This window comes from Cellulomonas sp. URHB0016, assembly GCF_054057935.1.
In genome coordinates this window covers 4,155,550-4,179,463 of record NZ_JBSRZU010000001.1, presented here as the reverse complement: position 1 = coordinate 4,179,463, position 23,914 = coordinate 4,155,550, and the positions used below count along the sequence as shown (strand labels likewise).

At 73.0% G+C, this 23,914-nt stretch carries 16 protein-coding genes and 2 tRNA genes; 6 read left to right on the top strand and 12 right to left on the bottom strand.

The features are described 5' to 3' along the window. Positions 1-2: 2 nt before the first annotated feature. Both ACVW07_RS19190 and ACVW07_RS19185 read right to left on the bottom strand, forming a co-directional pair. Entirely contained in the window at positions 3-1,316 is a 1,314-nt protein-coding gene (locus ACVW07_RS19190; protein ID WP_456820791.1) for a M1 family metallopeptidase, read from the bottom strand. Further along, positions 1,313-5,242 (bottom strand): Pls/PosA family non-ribosomal peptide synthetase, encoded by a 3,930-nt coding sequence (locus tag ACVW07_RS19185; protein ID WP_456820790.1) that lies wholly within the window; start codon positions 5,240-5,242, stop codon positions 1,313-1,315. The genes ACVW07_RS19190 and ACVW07_RS19185 overlap by 4 nt, the downstream gene beginning before the upstream one ends. 224 nt (positions 5,243-5,466) lie before the next feature. On the opposite strand from ACVW07_RS19185, the gene valS reads away from it, so the two are divergent. From valS to ACVW07_RS19165, 4 genes are all read left to right on the top strand, one after another. Beyond that, on the top strand, positions 5,467-8,139 hold the full coding sequence (valS, locus tag ACVW07_RS19180; protein WP_456820789.1) for a valine--tRNA ligase: 2,673 nt from the start codon (positions 5,467-5,469) through the stop codon (positions 8,137-8,139). Between the two features lie 256 nt (positions 8,140-8,395). Next, entirely contained in the window at positions 8,396-10,531 is a 2,136-nt protein-coding gene (locus tag ACVW07_RS19175; RefSeq protein WP_456820788.1) for a M43 family zinc metalloprotease, read from the top strand. Then, positions 10,528-10,890: a hypothetical protein gene (locus ACVW07_RS19170; protein WP_456820787.1), complete on the top strand. Its 363-nt coding sequence runs from the start codon at positions 10,528-10,530 to the stop codon at positions 10,888-10,890. Before ACVW07_RS19175 ends, ACVW07_RS19170 begins: the two co-directional genes overlap by 4 nt. Beyond that, the gene (locus tag ACVW07_RS19165; protein WP_456820786.1) at positions 10,887-12,170 is read left to right on the top strand and encodes a M28 family metallopeptidase; all 1,284 of its coding nucleotides are present in this window, start codon (positions 10,887-10,889) and stop codon (positions 12,168-12,170) included. The genes ACVW07_RS19170 and ACVW07_RS19165 overlap by 4 nt, the downstream gene beginning before the upstream one ends. Before the next feature lie 53 nt (positions 12,171-12,223). Here the strand turns inward: ACVW07_RS19165 and ACVW07_RS19160 are convergent, their stop codons facing one another. The 8 genes from ACVW07_RS19160 to ACVW07_RS19125 form a co-directional block, all read right to left on the bottom strand. Next, entirely contained in the window at positions 12,224-13,414 is a 1,191-nt protein-coding gene (locus ACVW07_RS19160) for a baeRF2 domain-containing protein (RefSeq protein WP_456820785.1), read from the bottom strand. Between the two features lie 133 nt (positions 13,415-13,547). Beyond that, entirely contained in the window at positions 13,548-13,862 is a 315-nt protein-coding gene (locus ACVW07_RS19155; RefSeq protein WP_456820784.1) for a chorismate mutase, read from the bottom strand. 46 nt (positions 13,863-13,908) lie between these two features. Then, complete coding sequence (clpX, locus tag ACVW07_RS19150; protein ID WP_456820783.1) at positions 13,909-15,189, bottom strand: ATP-dependent Clp protease ATP-binding subunit ClpX; 1,281 nt, start codon at positions 15,187-15,189, stop codon at positions 13,909-13,911. A 232-nt stretch (positions 15,190-15,421) separates the two neighbouring features. Then, complete coding sequence (locus ACVW07_RS19145) at positions 15,422-16,135, bottom strand: ATP-dependent Clp protease proteolytic subunit (protein WP_456820782.1); 714 nt, start codon at positions 16,133-16,135, stop codon at positions 15,422-15,424. 46 nt (positions 16,136-16,181) lie between these two features. Continuing rightward, complete coding sequence (locus tag ACVW07_RS19140) at positions 16,182-16,799, bottom strand: ATP-dependent Clp protease proteolytic subunit (protein WP_456820781.1); 618 nt, start codon at positions 16,797-16,799, stop codon at positions 16,182-16,184. Between the two features lie 221 nt (positions 16,800-17,020). Then, positions 17,021-18,388: a trigger factor gene (gene tig, locus ACVW07_RS19135; RefSeq protein WP_456821126.1), complete on the bottom strand. Its 1,368-nt coding sequence runs from the start codon at positions 18,386-18,388 to the stop codon at positions 17,021-17,023. A gap of 165 nt (positions 18,389-18,553) precedes the next feature. After that, positions 18,554-20,098, bottom strand: coding sequence for a GAF domain-containing protein (locus ACVW07_RS19130; protein ID WP_456820780.1), 1,545 nt, complete (start codon positions 20,096-20,098; stop codon positions 18,554-18,556). A gap of 119 nt (positions 20,099-20,217) precedes the next feature. After that, a tRNA-Pro gene (locus ACVW07_RS19125) sits at positions 20,218-20,290 on the bottom strand. Between the two features lie 211 nt (positions 20,291-20,501). Here ACVW07_RS19125 and ACVW07_RS19120 point away from each other — a divergent pair. Continuing rightward, positions 20,502-20,572 (top strand) — tRNA-Gly (locus ACVW07_RS19120). 217 nt (positions 20,573-20,789) lie between these two features. Beyond that, the gene (locus ACVW07_RS19115) at positions 20,790-21,494 is read left to right on the top strand and encodes a helix-turn-helix domain-containing protein (protein ID WP_456820779.1); all 705 of its coding nucleotides are present in this window, start codon (positions 20,790-20,792) and stop codon (positions 21,492-21,494) included. A 26-nt stretch (positions 21,495-21,520) separates the two neighbouring features. Here ACVW07_RS19115 and ACVW07_RS19110 read toward each other — a convergent pair whose 3' ends face one another. Next, positions 21,521-22,318 (bottom strand): hypothetical protein, encoded by a 798-nt coding sequence (locus ACVW07_RS19110; RefSeq protein WP_456820778.1) that lies wholly within the window; start codon positions 22,316-22,318, stop codon positions 21,521-21,523. Next, positions 22,315-23,055 (bottom strand): PKD domain-containing protein, encoded by a 741-nt coding sequence (locus ACVW07_RS19105; protein ID WP_456820777.1) that lies wholly within the window; start codon positions 23,053-23,055, stop codon positions 22,315-22,317. The genes ACVW07_RS19110 and ACVW07_RS19105 overlap by 4 nt, the downstream gene beginning before the upstream one ends. Positions 23,056-23,914: the final 859 nt, after the last annotated feature.

Sequence of the window (23,914 nt, the reverse complement as noted above, 5' to 3'; positions counted from 1 at the left end):
CGCTAGCCCGTGGCCACCGGCACCGGGGGCAGCGGCCGAGTGAACAGCCACTCGGCGAGGAGCGCGTCCAGGGGGACCCCGGTCACGACCGACGCCGTCTCGACGAAGGCGTCCGTGCTCACCGAGCCATAGGCGTACCGGCCGGTCCACTCGCGCAGCACGGCGAAGAACGCGTCGTCGCCCACGGTGAGCCGGACGGCGTGCAGCGCCAGCGCCCCGCGCTTGTACACCCGGTCGTCGAACATGCTGTCGCGGCCGGGGTCGCCCACGAGCACCTCCTGCGGGAGCCCGGCCAGCCGCGCGTGCGCGGCCCGGGCCAGCTCGTCGGCCGTGCGCCCACCGGACGCCTGGGACCAGAGCCACTCCGCGTAGCACGCGAACCCTTCGTGCAGCCAGATGTCCTTCCAGCTCGCCACGGTCAGGCTGTTGCCGAACCACTGGTGCGCGAGCTCGTGCGCGACGAGGCGCTCCGACCCTCGCCCGCCGTCCACGTGGTTCGCGCCGAACACCGACAGGCCGTGCGCCTCGAGCGGGATCTCCAGCGGGTCGTCGGTGACCACCACCGTGTACTCGGGGAACGGGTACGGGCCGAACCGGTCGGCGAAGAGCGCGATCATCTGCCCCTGCCGGGCGAAGTCGTGCCGGAACGCGTCCCGCAACCGCGGCGGGACCGACGCCCGCTGCGGCACCGGGGCCGATCCTGTGACGAGCCGCTCGTAGCGGCCGATCTGCACCGTGGCGAGGTAGGCGGCGGTGGGCTCCGGCTGGTCGAACACCCAGCGGACCCGGCTCGCCTTCGGGGTGCGCGACCGCAGGACCCCGTTGCACACGACGTCGTAGCCCGCCTCCGTGGTGAGCTCGACGTGGAACGCCGCCTTGTCCGACGGGTGGTCGTGGCACGGGAACCACGACGGCGCGCCGTCCGGCTGCCCGGCGACGATCACGCCGTCGGTCAGCTCCTCCCAGCCGACCTCACCCCACGGACCTCGGCGGGGTCGAGGGTGGCCCGCGTAGTGGACCTCGACCACGAGGCCGGCACCGGTGGCTGCGGGCAGTTCCGGGCGCACCACGAGTCGGCCGTCCCGGTGCGTCCAGCGGACCGGACGCCGCCCGTCGACCAGCACCTTCGTCACGCGCAGGTGGTCGAGCGAGAGCGTGATCCGGTCGAGCGGGCGCAGCGCGGTCGCGTGCACGCGCGCGCGGCCGTCCAGCCGGTTGCTCGCGACGCGGTAGTCGAGGTCGAGCTCGTACCGGGAGACGTCGAGGCCGCCGTCGACCCAGGCGGGCACGTACGGGTCGGGTCCGGCTGCCGTCATGCGGCGGCCACGGGCACCACCGGGTTGCCGGTCCACGCGGAGCCCGCGGGGATGGCCTCCCCGCGCAGCACGAGCGAGGCGGGGCCGACGGCCGCCCCCGCGCCGAGGCTCGCGGCGGGCAGCACCACGCCGTGCGGGCCGAGGCTCGCGCCGGCGCCCAAGGTGACGGTGTCCATGCTCATCACCCGATCATGGAACAGGTGCGTCTGCAGCACGCACCCGCGGTTCACGCTGGCACCGTCGCCCAGCTCGACGAGGTCCGCCTCCGGCAGCCAGTACGTCTCGCACCACACCCCCCGGCCGATGCGCGCCCCGAGCGTCCGGAGCCACACGTTCAGCGCGGGTGAGCCGACCGTCGCCGGGCCGATCCACGGCACGGCGACGGTCTCGAGGAACGTGTCCGCCAGCTCGTTGCGCCAGATGAACGAGCTCCACAGGGGGTGCTCCCCCGGGGTCAGCCGTCCGACGAGCAGCCACTTCGCCGCGGTCGCCAGCGCGCACGCGGCCGTGCCGGCGCCGAGCACGACGAGCGGTGAGACGAGCGCGGCGACCCCCAGCCCGGCGCCCTCCAGCACGCGTTGCAGGGTGAGCAGCACCAGCACGCCGAGCCCGAACGTGCAGATCACCGGCACCACCCGGCACAGCTCGACCAGGGCGCGCGCGACCCGCAGCCGGGCCGGTGGGTCGAACGTGCGCTCCTCGTCCCCCTCCGCCGCGGCCCGGCGCAGGCGCACCGGCGGGGACCCCAGCCATGAGGAACCCGACTTCGCGTGCTCGGGCGTCGCCGACAGCACCGCGACCAGCCCCCGCTTCGGCACCGCCCGGCCCGGCGCGATCATCCCCGAGTTGCCGAGGAAGGCCCGCTTGCCGACCTTGGCGCCCTCGACGCGCATCCAGCCACGACCCAGCTCGTAGGACCCGATGAGCGTGTCGTCGGCGAGGAAGGCACCGTCACCCACCGTCGTCATCGACGGCAGCATGAGGACGGTCGACGCCTCGACGCCGCGTCCGACGTCCGCCCCGAGCGCCCGCAGCCACAGCGGGGTCGCCGTGCTCGCGTACAAGGGGAACAGGGTGGTGCGGGCGTCGTCCATGAGGCGCTGCGTGGCCCAGACCTGCCAGCCCTTGCGGCTGCGGACCGGGTGGTAGCCCTCACCGACGCCGAGCGAGAGGAGGCGGACGCCCACCAGGGTGCTGAGCGCGAGGACGGCGAACGCGGTCACCGCCCCGAGCGGGACGCCGCGCAGGGCGCCGACCGCCCCTTCGGACCAGGAGCCGGACCCGCGCATGCCGACCCCGACCACCACCAGCCCGCACACCACCGCGACCACCGGCATCGCGGCCAGCGCCGCGGCACCGGCCGCATAGACCGGCACCCAGGCGCGCCCCCGGGGTGCCCCTCCCCGGGGCCACCCCTCACCGGCCGGCCCGTCGAACTGCGCCGGCGACCCCACCCAGAGCTCCCCCGGCGGCACCGACGTGAGCACGGCCGACCCGGGCGCGACCTGCGCGCCCTGGCCGACGCGGGTGCCGGGCGCCAGGGTGCTGCGCGTGCCCACGGTGGCCCGCTTGTCGATCCGGATGCGTCCGACGTGCAGCACGTCGCCGTCCACCCAGTGCCCGGACAGGTCCACCTCGGGCTCCACGCTGCACCCGTTGCGGAGCGTGAGCATGCCGGTGACCGGCGGGAACGCATGCAGGTCGACGTCCTTGCCCACCTCGGCGCCGAGCGCCCGCGCGTACACGGCGGTCCACGGCGCGCACGACAGGTTCCCGGCCCCGGCCGCCGCCGCCCAGCTCTCCGCGAACCACAGCCGCAGGTGGACGCCACCGCCCCGCGGGTACCGTCCGGGCCGCAACCCGCCCAGCAGGGACCGGGCGACCAGCACCGTGGTCCCCATCCGTCCGAGCGGGCTGACGAGCACGACCCACCCCGCGAGCATCCACCAGCCCGCCCCCGGGACGGCCGGCACCCACGGCCCGGCACCGGTCCACCGCAGGACCGCCCCCGCGGCGAGGAGCCACGTGAGCCAGCGCAGCCCGACGAGCAGCGCCAGCGGGAGCGCGAGCACGGTCTGGACCACCTGCGCGCGGCGCGGGGTGGGTCGCACGGTCCGGGCGTCACCGTGCACCGGGGCGTCGAACTCGTCGAGCCGCTGGGCGAGCGCACCGAGGCGCGGGTTGTCGTACAGGTCCGCGACGGTGACGGTGGGGAACCTCTCCCGGAGCGAGGACACGAGCTGCGCGGCGACGAGGCTGCCCCCGCCGTCGGCGAAGAAGTCCTGGTCCGGCCCCGTGACGGCCGCGCCCAGGGCGGCGGTCCACCGGGTGGCCACCCACGCGGCTGTCGCTGACAGCGCCTGCGCAGGCACGTCGTCGCCACCCACGCGCTCCAGCGGCCACGGGAGCGCGTCGCGGTCGACCTTCCCCGAGCCGCGGGCGGGCAGCGACCCGACGACCGCGAGGAGCGGCACGATCGCGGGAGGCAGCACGGTGCGCAGCTCCGCCCGGGCCGCGTCGAGGTCGAGGTCGAGGCCCGGCGCCGCCATCAGGTAACCCACGAGCACCGCGGTGCCGGCGGGGGTCCGCCGGACCGCCGCGGCAGCCCCCGCCACGCCCGGCAGCGCCGCGAGCGCGGCGTCCACCTCACCGAGCTCGATGCGCCGGCCGCCCACCTTCACCTGGTCGTCGGCCCGGCCCAGGAACACCAGACCGGCGCTCTCGTGCCGCACGAGGTCCCCGCTGCGGTACGCCCGGTCCCACCCGAGCCGGGGAGCAGCGGCGAACTTCTCGGCGTCCTTCACGGGGTCGAGGTACCGCGCCAGGCCGACGCCACCGATGACGAGCTCACCGACCTCGCCCTCCTCGACCGGTGTCCCGTCCGCGCCGACGACGGCCAGGTCCCAGCCGTCGAGCGCGTGCCCGATGCGGACGGGTCCGTCGCCGGTCATCCGGCTGGCGCACGCCACCACGGTGGTCTCGGTCGGCCCGTACGTGTTCCAGACCTCCCGCCCGTCGGCGACCAGCCGGGTCGCCAGCTCGGGCGGCACCGCCTCGCCGCCGAAGATCAGCAGCCGCACCGCGGCGAGCTCGTCGGCCCGCCACAGGCCTGCGAGCGTCGGCACGGTGGAGATCACGGTGACGCCCTGGGCGACGAGCCAGGGCCCGAGGTCCATGCCCGTGCGGACGAGCGCGCGCGGGGCGGGCACGAGGCACGCACCGTGCGCCCAGGCGAGCCACATCTCCTCGCAGCTCGCGTCGAACGCGACCGACAGCCCGGCGAGGACCCGGTCACCCGGCGCGATCGGTGCGTCCTGCAGGAACAGCCGGCGCTCGGCGTCCACGAACGCCGCGGCGGACCGGTGCGTCACGGCGACGCCCTTGGGCGCACCGGTGGAGCCGGACGTGAAGATGACCCAGGCGTCGTCGTCGAGCGCGGGCGGTCGAGCCTGCGCGGACCCGGCGCGGGCGGCGAGCCCCGGCAGGTCGCCCTCGGCGAGGACGCGGGCGACCGCCGCCTCACGGAACACCGTCCGCGCGCGCTCGTCGGGGTCGTCGACGTCGACCGGCACGTAGGCGGCGCCCGCGGCCAGGACGGCGAGGATCGCGGTGTAGAGCTCGGCGGTCCCCGACGGGATGCGGACACCGACCCGGTCCCCCGGACCGACGCCGACCCGCGCCAGACCGGCGGCCCCCGACCGCACCGCGTCGGCGAGGCCCGCGTAGGTGAGCACCGTCGTGCCGTCGTCGATCGCGATGGCGTCCGGGTGGACGGCCACGGTCGCCGCCAGGAGGTCGACCAGGGTGCGGGGCTCGGTCGCGAGCACCGACCTGCGGAAACCGTCTGCTTCGTCCACGTGCCGTCCCGGGCCTGCCGTCGCGGGACCTCCCCCGTGCCGGCGTCGCCGGCCTCCCGTCGTCGTCATGCGCGCCGTCGTCGACGAGGCGCAGCCAGTGAGCCTGGCACCACCTCGGCGCCCGCCACGCTCGGTCGGGCACCTGTTCATCGGCACGTCACCCAATGTTCGCCCCCGGAGAGGTGCCGCGCCGAGCGGGCCGGCGGCGAGCCGGTCCGGGTCGTCGGACGCGGGCCCGCTCGCTGGCCGGCGGCGGAACGCCGGCGGTCGTGGATCTGGGAAGATGTCTGACCATGAGCGACCTGCGCCCGGACCACGCCCCGACCACGCCGAGCACCACCGGCGCGCGCGAGGTACCGGACCGCGTCTCGCTCGACGGTGTGGAGGACCGCTGGGGTGCCGCGTGGTCCGCGGACGGCCTGTACACGTTCGACCGCACGAAGACGCGCGACGAGGTGTACTCGATCGACACCCCGCCGCCGACGGTCTCGGGATCGCTGCACGTCGGGCATGTGTTCTCGTACACGCACACCGACGTCGTCGCCCGCTTCCAGCGCATGCGCGGCCGTGAGGTGTTCTACCCGATGGGCTGGGACGACAACGGCCTGCCCACCGAGCGCCGCGTGCAGAACTACTACGGCGTGCGGTGCGACCCGTCGCTGCCGTACGTCGAGGGCTTCGTGCCGCCGCACCAGGGAACGGACGGCAAGCCCGTCAAGCCCGGCGACCAGGTCCCGGTCAGCCGGCGCAACTTCATCGAGCTGTGCGAGGTCCTCACGGCGGAGGACGAGCGCCAGTTCGAGGCCCTGTGGCGCCGGCTGGGCCTGTCCGTCGACTGGTCCATGACCTACCAGACGGTGTCGGCCGAGTCGCGGGCCGTCGCGCAGCAGGCGTTCCTGCGCAACCTCGCACGCGGCGAGGCGTACCAGGCCGAGGCACCGGGCCTGTGGGACGTGACCTTCCAGACGGCCGTCGCCCAGGCCGAGCTCGAGGCCCGCGACTACCCGGGGGCGTTCCACCGCGTGGCCTTCCACCGGCCGGACGGCTCGCCCGTGCACATCGAGACCACACGGCCCGAGCTGCTGCCGGCATGCGTCGCCCTCATCGCCCACCCCGACGACGAGCGCTACCAGCACCTGTTCGGCACCACGGTGACGACGCCGCTGTTCGGCGTCGAGGTCCCGGTGCTGGCCCACCCGGGCGCGGAGCCCGACAAGGGTGCCGGCATCGCGATGTGCTGCACGTTCGGCGACCTGACGGACGTGCAGTGGTGGCGCGAGCTGCAGCTGCCCACCCGCTCGGTGGTGGGCCGTGACGGCCGGATCGTCCGGGACACCCCGGACTGGATCGCCACGGACACGGGCCGCGCGACGTTCGGCGACCTCGCGGGCAAGACCACGTTCTCGGCGCGCGAGACGGTCGTGGCGGGCCTGCGCGAGACCGGCGACCTCGACGGCGAGCCGGTGGCGACGCAGCGCAAGGCCAACTTCTACGAGAAGGGCGACAAGCCCCTCGAGATCGTGACGAGCCGCCAGTGGTACATCCGCAACGGCGGGCGCGACGAGGCCCTGCGTGACGCGCTCCTCGCCCGCGGCGCCGAGCTCGGCTTCGCGCCCGAGTTCATGCGCGTGCGCTACGAGAACTGGGTCGGCGGCCTCAACGGCGACTGGCTCGTGTCGCGGCAGCGCTTCTTCGGCGTGCCGTTCCCGGTCTGGTACCCGCTGGACGAGCACGGCGAGGTCGACCACGAGTCGCCGATCCTGCCGTCCGAGGACCAGCTGCCCGTCGACCCGTCCTCCGACGTCCCGGCCGGCTACACGGCGGACCAGCGGGGCGTGCCCGGCGGTTTCGTCGGCGACCCCGACATCATGGACACGTGGGCCACCAGCTCGCTGACCCCGCAGATCGTGGGCGGCTGGCGCAGCGACCCCGACCTGTTCTCCCGGGTGTTCCCGATGGACCTGCGCCCGCAGGGCCAGGACATCATCCGCACCTGGCTGTTCTCGACGGTGGTCCGCTCGCACCTCGAGCACGGCTCGCTGCCGTGGTCGCAGGCCGCCATCAGCGGCTGGATCCTCGACCCGGACCGCAAGAAGATGTCGAAGTCCAAGGGCAACGTGGTCACACCGATGGGCCTGCTCGAGGAGCACGGCTCGGACGCGGTGCGGTACTGGGCGGCCTCAGCCCGCCTCGGCACGGACGCGGCCTTCGAGGTCGGTCAGATGAAGATCGGGCGCCGGCTCGCGATCAAGGTGCTCAACGCGTCGAAGTTCGCACTGTCCTTCGGTTCGCCGTCCGAGCCGGTGGTCCTGGACCCCGCACTGGTGACGACCCCCCTGGACCGGGCGATGCTCGCCGGCCTGGTGGACGTCGTGGAGAAGGCCACAGCGGCGCTGGAGTCGTACGACCACACCCGCGCCCTGGAGGTCTCGGAGACGTTCTTCTGGACGTTCTGCGACGACTACCTGGAGCTGGTCAAGGACCGCGCCTACGGCGCCGGTGCCGCCGAGGTGAGCGCCGAGACGGCGTCGGCCCGTGCAGCGCTGGGCATCGCGCTGGACGTGCTCCTGCGCCTCTTCGCCCCGGTCCTGCCGTTCGCGACCGAGGAGGTCTGGTCGTGGTGGCGCGACGGCTCGGTGCACCGTGCGCCGTGGCCCGACGCCGCCCCCCTGCGGTCGGCCGCCGCCGACGCCGACCCGGCCGTGGTCGGGGCGGCGGGTGCCGCGCTCGCTGCGCTGCGGAAGGTGAAGTCGGAGGCGAAGGTGTCGATGCGCACCGAGATCACCGCCGTCCGCCTGGCCGTACCGACAGCGCTGCGGGCCGGTGTGGACGCGGCCCTCGGCGACGTCCGGGCCGCCGGCCGCGTCGTGGGCACGCTGACCCTCGTGGGCGACGACGGTGAGCAGGTCGTCGCCCATGACGCCGTGCTCGCCGAACCCGAGCCGAAGGTCACCGCGCAGGCCTGAGCCGTCGAGCCCGACGACCCGGAGGACGCACGCCGCCCTCCGGGTCGTCGCGCGTCCGGGGCCGGACCTCACCCGCTATTCATCTTGAACAAACCGGACGAACCGGCGCATTCTGGACATCGGGCAGGCTCGCCGGGGGCCACCTGCCCGCCCTACCCGCCGCCGCCCGCAGCACCATCGTCCCGACTCGTCGCCGCCCGTCGGGGCACGGACCGCGACGAGCCCGTGCGCCCCCACCCACGAGGGGGACCACGTCATGCCCAACACGAACGAGGGCGGCGGCCACATGCCGAACGAGCCCGAGCACCCGACCGCCGCAGCGCCGCCGCCGCCCACGTCCCGTGGCTGGTGCGGCACGATGGACGAGCACCGCAAGCTGCTGTCCACGTCCGAGATGTACGCCCGCGCGCGGTCGTCCATCGAGAACCAGGCACGCTCCCGTCGCAGCACCGCCCGGTTCACGGGCGTCGTGCACATCCCGGTCGTGGTGCACGTGGTCTACCACGCCGCCACGGAGAACATCTCGGACGCGCAGGTCCAGTCGCAGATCGCCGTGCTCAACCGCGACTACCGCGCCACCAACCCGGACGTCGCGATCGTCCCGCCCGTCTTCGCACCGCTCGTCGCGGACTCGCGGATCGAGTTCCATCTCGCCACGTCCGACCCGGACGGCAACCCGACCACGGGCATCACACGCACGTCGACCACCACCGCCTCGTTCGCCCAGGACGGCAACCCCATCAAGTTCGCGGCCCACGGCGGTCACGACGCCTGGCCGTCCGACCGCTACCTCAACATCTGGGTCGGCACCGTGCACAGCGCGCAGGGCGGCCTGCTCGGCTACGCGCAGTTCCCCGGCGGCCCTGCCGAGACCGACGGCGTCGTCATCCTGCACTCCGCGTTCGGCGACACCGGCACAGCCGCCGCTCCGTTCAACCTCGGCCGCACCGCCACGCACGAGGTCGGCCACTGGCTGAACCTGTACCACATCTGGGGCGACGACGGCACGGGCTGCAGCGGCTCCGACGAGGTGGACGACACACCGAACCAGGCGAGCGAGAACTACGGCACGCCGGCCTTCCCGCACGTCAGCTGCACCAACGGGCCCAACGGCGACCTGTTCATGGACTACATGGACTACGTCGACGACGCCGCCATGGTCATGTTCACGCACGGCCAGGCCTCCCGCATGGAGGCCGCGCTCGAAGGACCCCGCGCGTCGTTCCTGGACGTCACGCCGCCCGCGACGGTGATGCCCGAGCCGGCCGGTCCGGTCGTCTCGTGGGACGCCGACCGCATCGACGCGTTCGTGATCGGCACGGACCAGGCGATGTACCACAAGTGGTGGGACGGCAGCGCCTGGGGGCCGTCCGTCCAGGGCTACGAGTACATGGGCGGCGTCAGCCTCAGTGCACCCGAGGTCGCTGCCTGGGGCCCGGACCGGCTCGACGCGTTCGTGCTCGGCACCGACCACGCGATGTACCACAAGTGGTGGGACGGCACCGCGTGGGGACCGAGCGTGACCGACTGGGAGTCGCTCGGCGGCACCTGCCTGGAGACCCCGAAGCTCGTCACCTGGGGGCCGAACCGGCTCGACGCGTTCGTCGTGGGAACCGACCACGGGCTGTACCACAAGTGGTGGGACGGTACCGCGTGGGGGCCGGGCGTCACCGACTGGGAGGCCATGGGCGGCACGCTCGTCGGTCGCCCCGAGGCGGTGTCGTGGGGCGCCAACCGGCTGGACGTGTTCGTCGTCGGGACCGACAGCGCGCTCTACCACAAGTGGTGGAACGGGTCGGCGTGGGGTCCGAGCGTCAGCGGCTACGAGTACATGGGGGGCATCTGCTCCAGCCCGGCGACCGCCGTGTCGTGGGGCGCCAACCGGCTCGACGTGTTCGTCATCGGCACCGACAGCGCGCTCTACCACAAGTGGTGGGACGGCACGGCATGGGGTCCCGGCGTCACCGACTACGAGTCGCTGGGCGGCATCTGCACCAGCCCGCCCACGGTCGTCTCGTGGGGCGACGGCCGGCTCGACGTGTTCGTCATCGGCACCGACAGCGCGCTCTACCACAAGTGGTACGACCGCAGCTCGGGCTGGGGGCCGTCGGTGACCGACTGGGAGTTCATGGGTGGCGCCTGCGTCTCCCCGCCCCGTGTCACGTCCTGGGGCCCGAACCGGCTCGACGTGTTCGTCGAGGGCACCGATGGTGCGCTCTACCACAAGTGGTGGGACGGCTCCGCGTGGGGTCCGAGCGTCACGGGGTACGAGTCGCTCGGCGGGATCATCAGCAACATCCGCACCGCGGAGGTCCCGCACTCGCCTGCCGACCTCGACACGGTGACGACGGACGCCCCCGCGGGCACCCGGAGGACGCCCCCGCGCCCGTGAGGCACGCTGGGACGACCGACGACGCGCACGAGGAGGTCGACGACATGGGCGACGACGCCCGTCTGACCGGAGGCTGGATCCGGACCCCGGAGGAGGACCACGACGGTGTGACGGTGTACCGGGCGCGCGGCAGCAACCTGCCGCCCGCCCGGCTGCGCCGCGGCATCGAGCTGGCCCCCGACGGGACCATGACGGAGCTCGGGATCGGTCGCGACGACACGGAGACCCGGCGGACGGGGCGATGGACCGCCCCGTCGCCGGACCGGCTCGTGCTCACCGGCGACGGTGAGCAGGGCAGCCGGACGCTGCGGGTCGTGCGCCTCGACGCCGACCGCCTCGAGGTCGTGGAGGAGCCATGAGCGGCGTCACCTATGTCGTCGTCGACGACCGCAGCGCCGCCCGCACGGTCCCGGCCGGCGACCGTGCCGAGGATGCCGCCGGTGTCGCCCAGGCCTTCCGCGCCCGGGTCGGGGGCCGTGAGATCCGGTGGGACGCGGCGCCCGACGACGCCGGTGGGAGCACCGGCGCCGACGGTTCCCGGACCCGAGGTACCCGTACCGCCGCCCTGCGGCTCGTCACGCAGGTCGGACGCGCGTTCGAGCACGCGCACCCGGGGGTGCGGCCCATCCTCGCCCACGGCCGGCACCTCGTCGTGGACGGCTCGGTGGACCTCGGCAGCACCGACCACTGGCGGGTCATGCCGCTGCCGGACGGCATCGCGATCGCCGAGCCGTCCACCGCCGCCCCGGCACGGCTCGATGACGCGGCACGAGCCCTGGCCGACGCCGTCGACGCGGAGGCGTTCCGGGCCGACGTCGCCTGGCTGTCCGGCTTCCCGACCCGTCACTCGCTGAGCTCCGGGTTCGCCCAGGCGCTCGACGGGGCGCAGGCCCGGCTCGACGCGCTCGGCTACACGACGCGGCGCGAGCCCGTCACCGTCGGGACGGGCGCCTGCGAGAACCTCGTGGCCGACCGCACCGGCGACGGTGGCGACGGCCTGGTCGTCGTGACCGCACACCTCGACTCGATCAACCAGGCGGGCGGTCCGACCGCACAGGCCCCGGGCGCCGACGACAACGGCAGCGGCTCGGCCGGGCTCCTCGAGCTGGCTCGCGTCCTCGCCACCCGTGCATGGCGGCACGACCTGCGGCTCGTGCTGTTCGGTGGTGAGGAGGAAGGGCTGTTCGGCAGCACCCAGCACGTCGCGGCACTCCCCCGGACGGACCGGACCCGGATCCGCGCGGTGCTCAACATGGACATGATCGGCACCCGGAACACCGGCGCGGCGACCGTGCTCCTCGAGGGCGCGGAGCTGTCGTCGTCGCAGATCGCCGACCTCGCCTCCGCAGCAGCCGCCGTGACCGGGCTCGCCGTCGAGACCTCGCTGTCACCGTTCGCGAGCGACCACGTGCCGTTCATCAACCGTCGCATCCCCGCGGTGCTCACCATCGAGGGCGGCGACTCCGCCAACAGCCACATCCACTCGGCCGCCGACGTCGCCGCGCACGTCGACCCCGCGTTCGCCCGCGAGATCCTGCGGATGAACGTCGTCGCACTCGCGGGTTGGCTCGTCCCGGCGGTGCCGACGGACGACGTGCCGACCGACCCGGTGGCGGACGACGCGACCGACGTCTGCTGAGCAGCGGGACCCGTCCGGGGCGCACCGCAGCACGGCGCGCACCGGACCGGGCGTCACACCACCGTACGCAGCCGTCGCTGGTCCGCGGACTGGCTCGGCACGGCCTCGCTCGGCGTCGACCCGTCGGACCACCGCAGCAGCGCACCGATGCCGTCGACGAGGTCCACCGTGCCGTTCTCCGCGAACGTCACACCGGCGTCCTGCCCCAGCGCCGCCCGCACCAGGGCCACCCCGGCAGGCAGCCGCCGTCGGTCACCTCCGACACCGAGCGACGTCAGCTCGTCCTCGCCGACGGCGACCTGCAACGGCTCGGGCCCCACCCAGAGCTCCCGCTCGGTGAGTGCCGTGAGCGCCGACGTGTGCAGCACCAGCTCGTCCACCTGCCCACGACGCAGCACCTCGATGACGTCGTCCAGCGCGGTCACGGCGCCCTCGCCGCGACCGAGCTGCTGCCGGAACCGGTCGAGCACGGTGTCCCGCCGGCGGTGCCGGAACTCGGTGACGACCTCGGAGACCCTGGACACGAACGACTCCTGGTTGGCTCCCTCGCCGCGCGCCCCGCCGGGCACCTCCACGACCAGCTCGGCGGTGGGTCGTCCGACAGCCTCCTTGACGAGCGCGACGGCCCGGACGTCCCCCGTGAGGACCACGATGTCGGGCGCGTGCTCGGCGATCTTCCGGTCCAGCGCCGCCGCGACGGCCTCCGCGTTGCGCTGCCACGAGTCCTCGGCGCGCGTCTGGCTGCGCCGGTCGAGACCGCCCTCGCGGGTCTTGTGCACGTCGTCGTGCCCGCCCTCGACGTGCTCCAACGTCGCCCCGGCCGCCGGGCTCGCCCCGTGGCTCGTCCGCGCGAGGTCCGCACCGTTGCGATCCACGCGCGCCACCAGGAGGTCCACGGTCTCGTCGGCCGCCCGGACGGCAGGGAGCAGGGCCGGCGCGGGCCCGTGGACGGCGGTCGACTGCGCGGGCGGCTCGGCCAGGACACGGTCGACGACGACGCCGTTCGCATCGGCGACGACCACCCGGCCGTGCGGTCCCCGGACGCCGGTCGGTGTGGCGACGAGATCACCGATCTCGTCCAGCACCCCGCTCGACGCGCCGTCACGTTCCAGCGTCCGCCGCAACGCACGCCAACGGTCGGCCGTCTCGGTCTCGCCGGCGGACTCGGCACGGGTCGCGTCGAGGTAGACGGTGGTGAATGGGGCCGGGCGTCCGAGCAGCGGCTTGAGCCAACGAAGATCCATGGGCAGCACCCTCCGGGTCGACAGGTCCCCGGCGACCGCAGGCACGCTCCGCCCCCGCGCGTCCTGCCGGAGCTGACCCTCCTACACTCGTCCACCCGACGAGCGGGCGCCACTCCTGCCGAGGACCGGTCGATCAGCCGCGTGCGGCGTGGTCCTGGGCGATCTCCTCGTGGTGGCGGATGACCTCCTCGACGATGAAGGCGAGGAACTTCTCCGCGAACACGGGATCGAGATCGGCCTGGTGCGCGAGGTCGCGCAACCGGGCCACCTGCTGCGCCTCCCGGCCCGGGTCGGACGCGGGCAGCCCGCGCGAGGCCTTGAGGACGCCGACCTGCTGGGTCGCCTTGAAGCGCTCGGCCAGGAGGTACACCAGGGCGGCGTCGATGTTGTCGATGCTCCCGCGGAGACGGCCGAGCTCGGCGGGGATCGGAGCCGGCAGGTCGGTCACGTCCGCGATCCTAGGGGCAGCGGCCGGGCACCCGACGCACCGTCCGTCAGGCGCTCTTCTCGCGCGGTGTGCGCTTGTCCTGCGGGGTCTCGCGCGGCACGAGGGTCGGGTTCACGTTGTCCAGGACCACGTCGCGCGTGATGACCACGCGAGCCACGTCGTCACGGCTCGGCACCTCGAACATCACCTGCTGGAGGACCTCCTCCATGATGGCTCGCAGACCGCGGGCACCTGTCCCCCGCAGCAGCGCCTGGTCGGCGATGGCGGCGACCGACTCCTCGTCGAACTCCAGCTCGACGCCGTCGATCTGGAACATGCGCTGGTACTGCTTGACGAGCGCGTTGCGAGGCTCGGTGAGGATCCGGACGAGCGCGTCCTGGTCGAGCCGGGCGACCGCGGCGACGACGGGCAGACGGCCGATGAACTCCGGGATCAGCCCGTACTTCTGCAGGTCCTCCGGCCGGACCTCGGAGAACAGGTCGCCCTCGTCGTGCGCCTCGAGGAGTGGAGCGCCGAAGCCCACGACGCGCTTGCGTGCACGGGCGGCGATGATGTCGTCGAGACCCGAGAACGCGCCCGCCACGATGAAGAGCACGTTCGTGGTGTCGATCTGGATGAACTCCTGGTGCGGGTGCTTGCGACCACCCTGCGGAGGCACCGATGCAGTGGTGCCCTCGACGATCTTCAGGAGCGCCTGCTGCACGCCCTCGCCCGAGACGTCACGAGTGATCGACGGGTTCTCGCTCTTGCGGGCGATCTTGTCGATCTCGTCGATGTAGATGATGCCCGTCTCGGCCTTCTTGACGTCGTAGTCAGCGGCCTGGATGAGCTTGAGCAGGATGTTCTCGACGTCCTCGCCGACGTAGCCCGCCTCGGTCAGGGCCGTCGCGTCCGCGATCGCGAACGGGACGTTCAGCATCCGGGCCAGGGTCTGCGCCAGGTACGTCTTGCCCGTGCCCGTAGGGCCGACGAGCAGGATGTTCGACTTTGCGATCTCGACGTGGTCGTCGGCCGACGCGCGACCCGCCTCGCCGGCCTGCACCCGCTTGTAGTGGTTGTACACCGAGACAGCCAGGGCCCGCTTCGCGGACTCCTGGCCGATGATGTACTGCTCGAGGAAGTCGAAGATCTCCTTCGGCTTCGGGAGCTCCACCATGCCCACCTCGGTGGCCTCGGCGAGCTCCTCCTCGATGATCTCGTTGCAGAGCTCGATGCACTCGTCGCAGATGTAGACGCCAGGCCCGGCGATCAGCTTCTTGACCTGCTTCTGGGACTTGCCGCAGAACGAGCACTTGAGGAGATCGGCTCCGTCTCCGATACGAGCCACGCGCGTCCCCTTCCTGTGCCGCCCTCCGCCCGGCGGGCGGTGCGTCGTCCATCCTCACCCCACGGGGTGACGTCTCCCCCATTGCACACCACGGCGGGCGCCCTGTCAGCCGAACCGACCCGCGTGGCGACGGCGTGTCCCCCGTCCGGACCTCGGCGTGTCGCGTTCCGTGGTGGTCGACGAGCAGAACAGGGGCGCCGCCGGGTCCTCACGGACCCGGCGGCGCACGTGCTCAGGTGGGCTGCACCACCGTGGGGATGACCCCCTTGCGGCTCGCGAGCACCTGGTCGACGATCCCGTACTCCGCCGCCTGCTGAGCGGTGAGGATCTTGTCGCGCTCGATGTCCTTGCGGACCAGCTCGAGGTCGCGGCCCGTGTGATGGGACAGCGTCTCCTCGAGCCACTCGCGCATCCGGATGAGCTCGTTGGCGTGGATCTCGATGTCGGACGCCTGCGCGTAGCCGCCACCCTCCATCGCCGGCTGGTGGATGAGCACGCGGGCGTTCGGCAGCGCCAGGCGCTTGCCGGGCGAGCCCGCCGCGAGCAGCACGGCCGCCGCGGACGCGGCCTGCCCGAGGCAGACCGTCACGATGTGCGGCTTGATGTACTGCATCGTGTCGTAGATCGCCGTCAGCGCGGTGAACGAGCCACCGGGCGAGTTGATGTACAGCGTGATGTCGCGGTCCGGGTCCGTGCTCTCCAGCACGAGCAGCTGAGCCATCACGTCGTCGGCCGACGCGTCGTCGACCTGCACGCCGAGGAAGATGATCCGGTCCTCGAACAGCTTGGTGTACGGGTCCTGGCGCTTGAAGCCGTAGGCGGTGCGCTCCTCGAACTGCGGCAGCACGTACCGGCCGGACGGCGACGTCGGGGCCAGGCCGCCGGCGGCCCGTGCTGGACCGGCGAGACCGCCGGCCCGGGCCATGAACTGGGACTCCATGCTCACGGTGTTCTCCTTCTGTGCAAGTGGCTCGGGTGGGGCGCGGCGCCGGTCAGGCGGTGCCGCCGCCGCCGGTGACCGACCCGGCTCGGGTCACGACATGGTCGACGAAGCCGTAGTCGAGGGCCTCGGGCGCCGTGAACCACCGGTCGCGGTCCGCGTCGGCGTTGATCTGGTCGACGCTCTTGCCGGTCTGCTCAGCGGTCAGCTCGGCCAGCACGTTCTTCATGTGCAGGATGAGCTGGGCGTTGATCCGCACGTCGGTCGCCGTCCCACCGATGCCGCCCGAGGGCTGGTGCATCATGACGCGGGCGTGCGGCAGCGCGTAGCGCTTGCCCTTGGTGCCCGACGACAGCAGGAACTGGCCCATCGACGCGGCCATGCCCATCGCGATCGTTGCGACGTCCGGCTGGATGTACTGCATCGTGTCGTAGATCGCCATGCCGGCGGTGATCGAGCCGCCGGGCGAGTTGATGTAGAGCCAGATGTCCTTGCTGGGATCCTCCGCCGCCAGGAGCATCAGCTGCGCGCAGATCGCGTTGGAGTTCTCGTCGCGCACCTCGGAGCCCAGCCAGATGATCCGCTCACGCAGCAGTCGGTTGTAGATGTGGTCGTTGAGGCCGAGGCCCGGGGAGTCCGCCCGGGCGATCGCCGGCATCTGCTCGTTCACGAAGGCTCCTTCGTCTGACGTCCGCTGCTGGTCCTGCAGCGCGCACCCGGGGCGTCCCCGCCGCGCGCTGCAGTGACAGTAACGCCCGGGCGCACCCCCTCAGGGCGCGGCGCCCGAGGTTTTCGCTGACGGCGCAGCCAGGACCACGGACGGCGCAGCGGGACGACGAGGGCCCCGAACCGGTCACGGTGCGGGGCCCTCGAGAGGTTCGTGCGTGCGGGTCAGACCGCCGGGATCGCCGTCGCGGCGTCGGAGCCCGCCACCGCGGTCGACTCCTGCTCGGAGGCGGCCTCGGCGGCGTCCTCCTCGTCCGAGCCGATGAACTCGCTGAGGTCCACGACCTGGCCGGCGGCGTCGGTCACGGCGACCTGACGCAGCGCGACGGCGAGCGCCTTCGACCGGGCGACCTCGGCGACCATCGCGGGCACCTGGCCCTGCTGGTCGACCGTCTGGATGAACGTGTTCGGGTCCATGCCGTACTGACGCGACGCGCTCACGAGGTAGTCAAGCAGCTCCTGCTGGCTGATCTTGATCTCGAGCTGCTCGGCGAGCGTGTCGAGCAGGATCTGGTTGCGCAGGGCGGTCGCCGCCTGCTCGCTGACCTCGGCCCGGTGCTCGTGGTCCTCGAGACGGCCCTCGCCCTCCAGGTGACGGTGCACCTCGGCCTCCACGACGCCGCTCGGCACCGGGATCTCGGTACCCGCGAGCAGCTTCTCCAGGAGCAGGTCGCGCGCCTGCACGGCCTGGTTGGAAGCCTTGATGCGCGCGGCCTGCTCGCGCAGGTCGGCGGTCAGCTCCTCCAGCGTGTCGAACTCGCTGGCGAGCTGGGCGAAGTCGTCGTCGGCCTCCGGGAGCTGGCGCTCCTTGACGGTGCTCGCCGAGACGGTGACCTGCGCGGTCTCGCCGGCGTGCTCGCCCCCCGCAAGAGCGGTCTCGAACGTCGTGGACTCGCCGCCCGACAGGCCGGTGAGCGCCTCGTCGAGGCCCTCGAGCATGTTGCCGGCGCCGATCTGGTAGCTGACGCCACTCACGGAGTCGACCTGCTCGCCGTCGATGCTCGCGACGAGGTCGAGCACCACGAAGTCGCCCTCGACGGCGGGGCGGTCGACGCCGACGAGCGTGCCGAACCGCTCGCGCAGCGCGTCCAGGCGGCCCTGCACGTCCTCGTCGGAGACCTCGAGGTCGTCGACCGAGATCGCCAGGCCGTCGAGCGCCGGGACCGTGATCTCGGGACGGACCTCGACCTCGGCGGTGAAGTGCAGCTCGCCCTCGTCCTCGCCTGCGACGAGGCCGGGGACCTTGGTGACCTCGACCTCGGGCTGGCCGAGCGGGCGCAGCTTGTTCTCGCGGACGGCCTCGGCGTAGAAGCCGGACAGGCCCTCGTTCACGGCGTGCTCGATGACCGCGGGACGGCCCACGCGCTGGTCGATGATGCGCGGCGGGATCTTGCCCTTGCGGAAGCCCGGCACGGTGACCTGCTCGGCGATGTGCTTGTAGGCGTGCTCGATGCTCGGCTTGAGCTCGTCGTACGTCACCTCGACGGTCAGCTTGACCTTGGTGGGCTCCACGGTCTCGACGGCGCTCTTCACTTCGATGATCTCCAACTGATTCTGGGCGGGCGCCGGCGATATCCGGCTGAATGGCACGCTCTGAGGGCTGCGCGCAACCGGCTCGGGCTCGCACAGGCGACCCTCGATGCTACGCCACGGCGCCGATCTCCCGCCAAAGCCCTCGACGGACCGCGACCGGGGTCCTCAGGCGAGGATCCGCCGGGTGGTCTCCACCTGTTCGGACAGGACCCCGCTGATGGTCGTCTGGGTCTCGTTGATGCGCTCGACGACGTCCCTGATCTCGGCGAGCGAGCCGATGACGCCCCCGACCTGCTCCTGGATGGCCAGGACCCGCGCGTCGACGTCCCGGGTGGCGGCCGCCGTCGCGTTCGCGAGGTCCTTGACCTCGTTCGCGACGACGGCGAACCCCTTGCCGGCCTCACCGGCACGCGCGGCCTCGATCGTCGCGTTCAGCGCGAGCAGGTTCGTCTGCGCGGCGATGCCCTGGATGACCTTGACGACCTGACCGATCTCGGCGCTGGCCGCGCCGAGCAGCCCCACCTTCGCGTTCGCCTCACCCGTCAGCTCGCGCCCGTCGTTGGCCACCGCCGCCGCCGCGACGACGTTGCGTTCCACCTTCTCGATCAGCGTGACGAGCTGGCGACCGGCCGTCGTCAGACGCTCACCTGCGGCGAACCGCGCGAGCGCCTGAGCCATCAGGAAGGCGGTGCTGCGCAGCGCGTCCGCCCGAGCGTCGGACAGCGTGAGCCGCGTCGTGGTGAAGAAGTCCATGGTCCCGATGACCTCGCCGTCGACGATGATCGGCAGGCACACACCGGATCGGACCCCGGCCCGGCCCGCCGCAGGTGCCCGGACGCAGTCGGTCAGCTCCGCGAGGTCCGCCACGAAGACGAGGTCCCGTGACCGCCACGCCCGTCCGGAGAGGCCGACCCCTTCGCGGAACGACGCCGTGACGGTCACCTCCCGGAACTCGTCACCCGCGCTGCCGGACTCCTGCACGAAGTGCAGGGCGTCGTCGGACGGGTCGACGGCCCAGTACGAGCCGTACTCCCAGCCGAAGCCCTCACGGACCGTGTCCAGGGCCGCGCTGTACGCGGCCGCGTAGGTCGTGGCCGTCGTGATCGCCCGCAGGACCCTGTTCACGGCGGCCAGGTCGCGCGCAGCGGCGTCCTGGTCCTCCGCGACGGCCGCGCGCGTCAGGGCCTGCGAGACCAGCACGCCGATGCTGCTCAAGGTCGCCCGGCGCACCGGCGAGACCTCCCGCTCCTCGGTGGACATGAAGTCCATCGTCGCGACCACATCCCCGTTCGCGACGATCGGGAGGCATACGGCCGAGCGGACACCGACCTTGCGCGCGACGGGTGCGCGGGGGCAGTCGGTCACCGCGCCCAGGTCGTCGACGACCACCAGGTCACGCGTCTTCCACGCCCTGCCTGAGAGGCCCACCCCCGGGGCGAAGGTCGCCTCCGCGGTGACCCGACGGAACTCGGGGCTCACGTCCCCCGACTCCTGCGCGAACCGGAGCACGCCGCCGTCACCGATGGTCCAGTAGGACCCGTAGGCCCACCCGAACCGGGCGCGGACGAGGTCGAGCACGCTCGCGACCTTCGCGGTGACGGTGCCAGGGGCGGCGAGGGCCTCGACGACGGCGGTGATCGCGTCGATGTTGGCGCGGCCCTCGTCGTCGGACCCGGTGGACGGTGTGCTCGGGGCAGGCCGGCGAAACATGGTGTGGCTCCTGTGGGCGGGGAGCGGGCGATCGGCCCACTACTCACGTCCATCGGGCACGGTTCGCGATAGTTGAGCCCATCTTCCGGGCTCCGCCGGCCGCGCGACGTGGTGCTGTGTCGGGGTGACAGGACTCGAACCTGCGGCCTGAGCGTCCCAAACGCCCCGCGCTACCAACTGCGCCACACCCCGTTGCCGCAGACCCCTGGACCGCATGCGATCCGCCGGTCCGCCAGCGACTCGTGCCCGACTCTAGCGGCGACCGGCTCGGAGGCCGTCCACGACCGGACGCGACGAGCCGGCGGATCGCGGTGACAGGTTCTCGACAGCCGGGGCCGACACTGGACAGCGGGCCCGCCCGCACCCGGTACCCTGGGTGCCGCGGTCCGGGTCCCGGACCTCTGCGGACGTAGCTCAATGGTAGAGCCCCAGTCTTCCAAACTGGCTACGCGGGTTCGATTCCCGTCGTCCGCTCGCTAGGGGTGTTTGCGGATTGACCGCCCAGTGTTTGCACATTGCGCATGACCACGGGGCTGTGCAAGTGTCGCGCGTCGGAAATGACCTTTTGGTTGGGTTTCGGGATCACGGGGTGTGGCGAACAGACCTGCTCCGGCGTTGATGTTGCGTGAGGGTGACCGGGCCGAGCTGGAGCGTCGGGTTCGGGCGTCGACGATCGAGGCGGGCGCGGATCGTGCTGTTGGCAGCGGACGGGGTGGCGAACTCGCGGATCGCGGTGGCGGTCGGGGTGTCGGTCCCGACCGTGCTGCTGTGGCGTGAGCGGTACCAGTGCCACGGGCTGGCCGGGCTGGTCGATGAACCGCGCCCGGGCCGGCCGCGGACCTTGGACCACGCGGCGATCGTGACCGCGACCCTCAAGCCGCCACCGAAGCGGCTCGGGGTCACGCACTGGTCGAGCCGGTTGCTGGCCGACCGCCTCAAGATCAGCGCCTCGACGGTCGCGCGGGCGTGGCGGGCCTATGGGGTCCAGTCGTGGCGCGCGGAGTCGTTCCGGTTCTCCACCGATCCCGAGCTGGTCGGGAAGGTCACCGACGTGAACGGCAGTGTCGGCCGCGTCCTTGACCGCGGCGCGCTCCGGGATCGCCGGCGACCAGACCAGCTCGGGGCCGAAGAGATGGGCGACACCACGAAGATCTTCTCGAACCCGGTGGAGAAGGCGACCGAGGACTACATCTCGGGCCCGCTTCGGCTCATCGTCCGCATCTGTCGAGGTGGCCCGTCCCCCGGTGGGGGCGGGCCACACGCGTCCCGGCTCGCGGCACGCCGGGCTGGGCGCGGTCGCCGACCACGCCCTCTCCTGGGCCCTGGAGGCCGCGAGCATCGCGGACCCCGTCGTCGACCTGCCAGCCGCGGACCTGCCCAGCAGCACCCCGGCTGACGGCGCGTGATCCAGCGGCGGGTCGCTCAGCCGCAGCCCTGCTCGTCGGGCAGCACCACCCGCCAGCGCACCCTCGCGGTCACGTCCCCGTCCCGCCAGGTGCTCCCCTGCGCCGCCGGTGCCAGCGTGGCCACGAGACCGGCGGCGGCGGGTCCGTCCACGAGCCGGCACCCGGGCGGCGAAGGCAGGTCGCGCAGGCTCACCGCGGCGTCCGGCCACGAGAGTGCCGGCGCCACCGCGGTCGCGGGCGAGGCCGCCACCGCGACGCGCTGCACGAGCAACGGGACGGCCGGCCCGACCCCCTCGCCCGCGAGCCGGGTGTCGTCCTCCAGCCACGAGGCGACCTCGTCGAGCCGCGAGGCACGGGTCGGGCCGTCCTTCGGCCCGTCGAGGGCCTCACGCCAGGCGCGCCCGTCCAGAGAGCCCGCCGCGACGACGACCTGCCGGTCCGGTTGCGCCGCCTCCGGCGGCCCGGCCGGGGCGCTCAGCGCCGCGGCCAGCTCGGCCCTCACCCGCGTCGTGACCTCCGCCGGCAGCAGCCGGACGAGAGGCGCCTGGGCGGTGCCCGTAACGAGGTGACCGTCGGCGTACAGCGTGAGCAGCGGGGCCCGCAGGTCGAGACCCGGGGCCAGACCCCCCTCACGGGTCAGGCGGAGGACGACGTCCTGCGCCTCCTGCGTGCCGGGCTGGGGGTCGGCTGCGGCCGTGGAGGAGACGCGGCCCGGGGGCGGCGTCACGTCGTCCCCGCCGCAGGCCCCCAGGGCCCCGAGGACGCACGCCGCGGTGGCGACCACCGCGGCCGTGCGTCCCCGGACGGCATTCACGCGCGGTCGACGACCGACCACACGAGCTGCTGCCTCACCCCGGACGCCGTCCACGACGCGGTCCCTCCCACGCTCGACGTCCCCGTGGTGGTCACCGGCGACTTCTGCAAGGTAACCAGGTCCGCGGGCCTGGCCGCATCGGCTAACCGGGTGGTGCCGGTCCCGAGGCCCTTGTCGATGACGACGTTGAAGGTGACCGTCGCCGTCCCGACCACGGCGGTGCCGCGCACGTGCGTGATCTTGGTGCCGCTGCGTACGAGCTCCACGTTCCCGCTGCTGGTCTCGCCCGAGTACCGGCAGGACTGGCTGCCCGTGCGGGTGAGCGTGACGCCGTCACGCAGGGGCGCCGGTGCGGCGACGGTCACGGAGCGGCGGCTGGTCGCCGTCGCGCCGTCGGAGTCGGTCGCGGTGAGGGTCATCTCGAACGTGCCCGCTGCCGCGTAGCGGTGGGTGGCCGTGGAGCCGCTCGCCGTGCCGCCGTCCCCGAAGGCCCAGGACCAGGCGGCGATCCCCTCGACGTCCGCGCTGGCCGTGCCGTCCACCGTCACCGTCACGGGCGCCGTCACCGGGGTCGGCGCCGACAGCGTGAACGACGCCGCGGGCAGGTCGTTGACCGGCCTCACGGTGACCGTCGCCGTCCCGGTGGCGGTGCCCCCGCGACCGTCGGAGACCCCGAACCCGACGCTGTCGGTCCCGGACCAGTTCGGAGCAGGCGTGTACCGGCAGGTACTCTTCACCGCGCCACCCGGGAAGGACAGGGACGGTTCCGTCAGTCCCATCGCCGCGATGCAGCAGGTGTTCTCCAGCGGACACTCGCCCGTCCTGCTCCCAGTACCGATTCGCCGGCGGAGTGATGCCCGATATGGACGGGTGCTGATTTCGTGATCCCAGGGCGCGGCGCGGGCCGGGTTGTTACAGAAATGCCCGCGGGACCTGCGCCGCGACACATCCGCAAACACCCCTCGCTACGGAGCTGCAGGTCATAGCGCCGCTGCGGCCCACCGGGTACTGAGGTCAGTACAGCCCCTGGGCTTCCCAGACCGCGGGGGCCCCGGTGAGTGGGTCGCGTGTCCGCCCGGGGCGGTCCCAAGGACTCGACCTGTGCGCCGCGAGTCGACCACCTCGGGAGTGTCGCGTCGCACAACTGCCCGCGCTGAGGTTCCGGACCGGCGACAACCCGCTCGGGCGACGGAGAGGCGGCAGGCCGACAGGCGTGGAAATCTGGAACCGCGCCGAGAACCGAGCCGCGACGACCGTGTCGGAGGTGGCAAAGTGCGCGCGTCGGTCTCTGCAGGTGCCGCGGTGGCGGCGACTGGCACCTGGACCGATCCAGACGGTGTGCGTCGACCCGCGGGCGAGGTGCACGCCTGGCGCAGCGGCTCGAACCAGACGGTGTGCGGGCTCAGCCTGCACCGCAGCAGGCTGGGCCGCTTCCCTCACGTGACCTGGGCCGACGTACAGCCGGCGACCGGTCGCCATGCCGACGAGGTCGCGCACGTCTGCCCGCGCTGCGCCGCCGGGATGGGCCGGCGCCGCGACGAGCGCCCGTGGGTCCGCACGCGCCCCCGACCCTGAGCCGTCGCGGCACGTCCATGG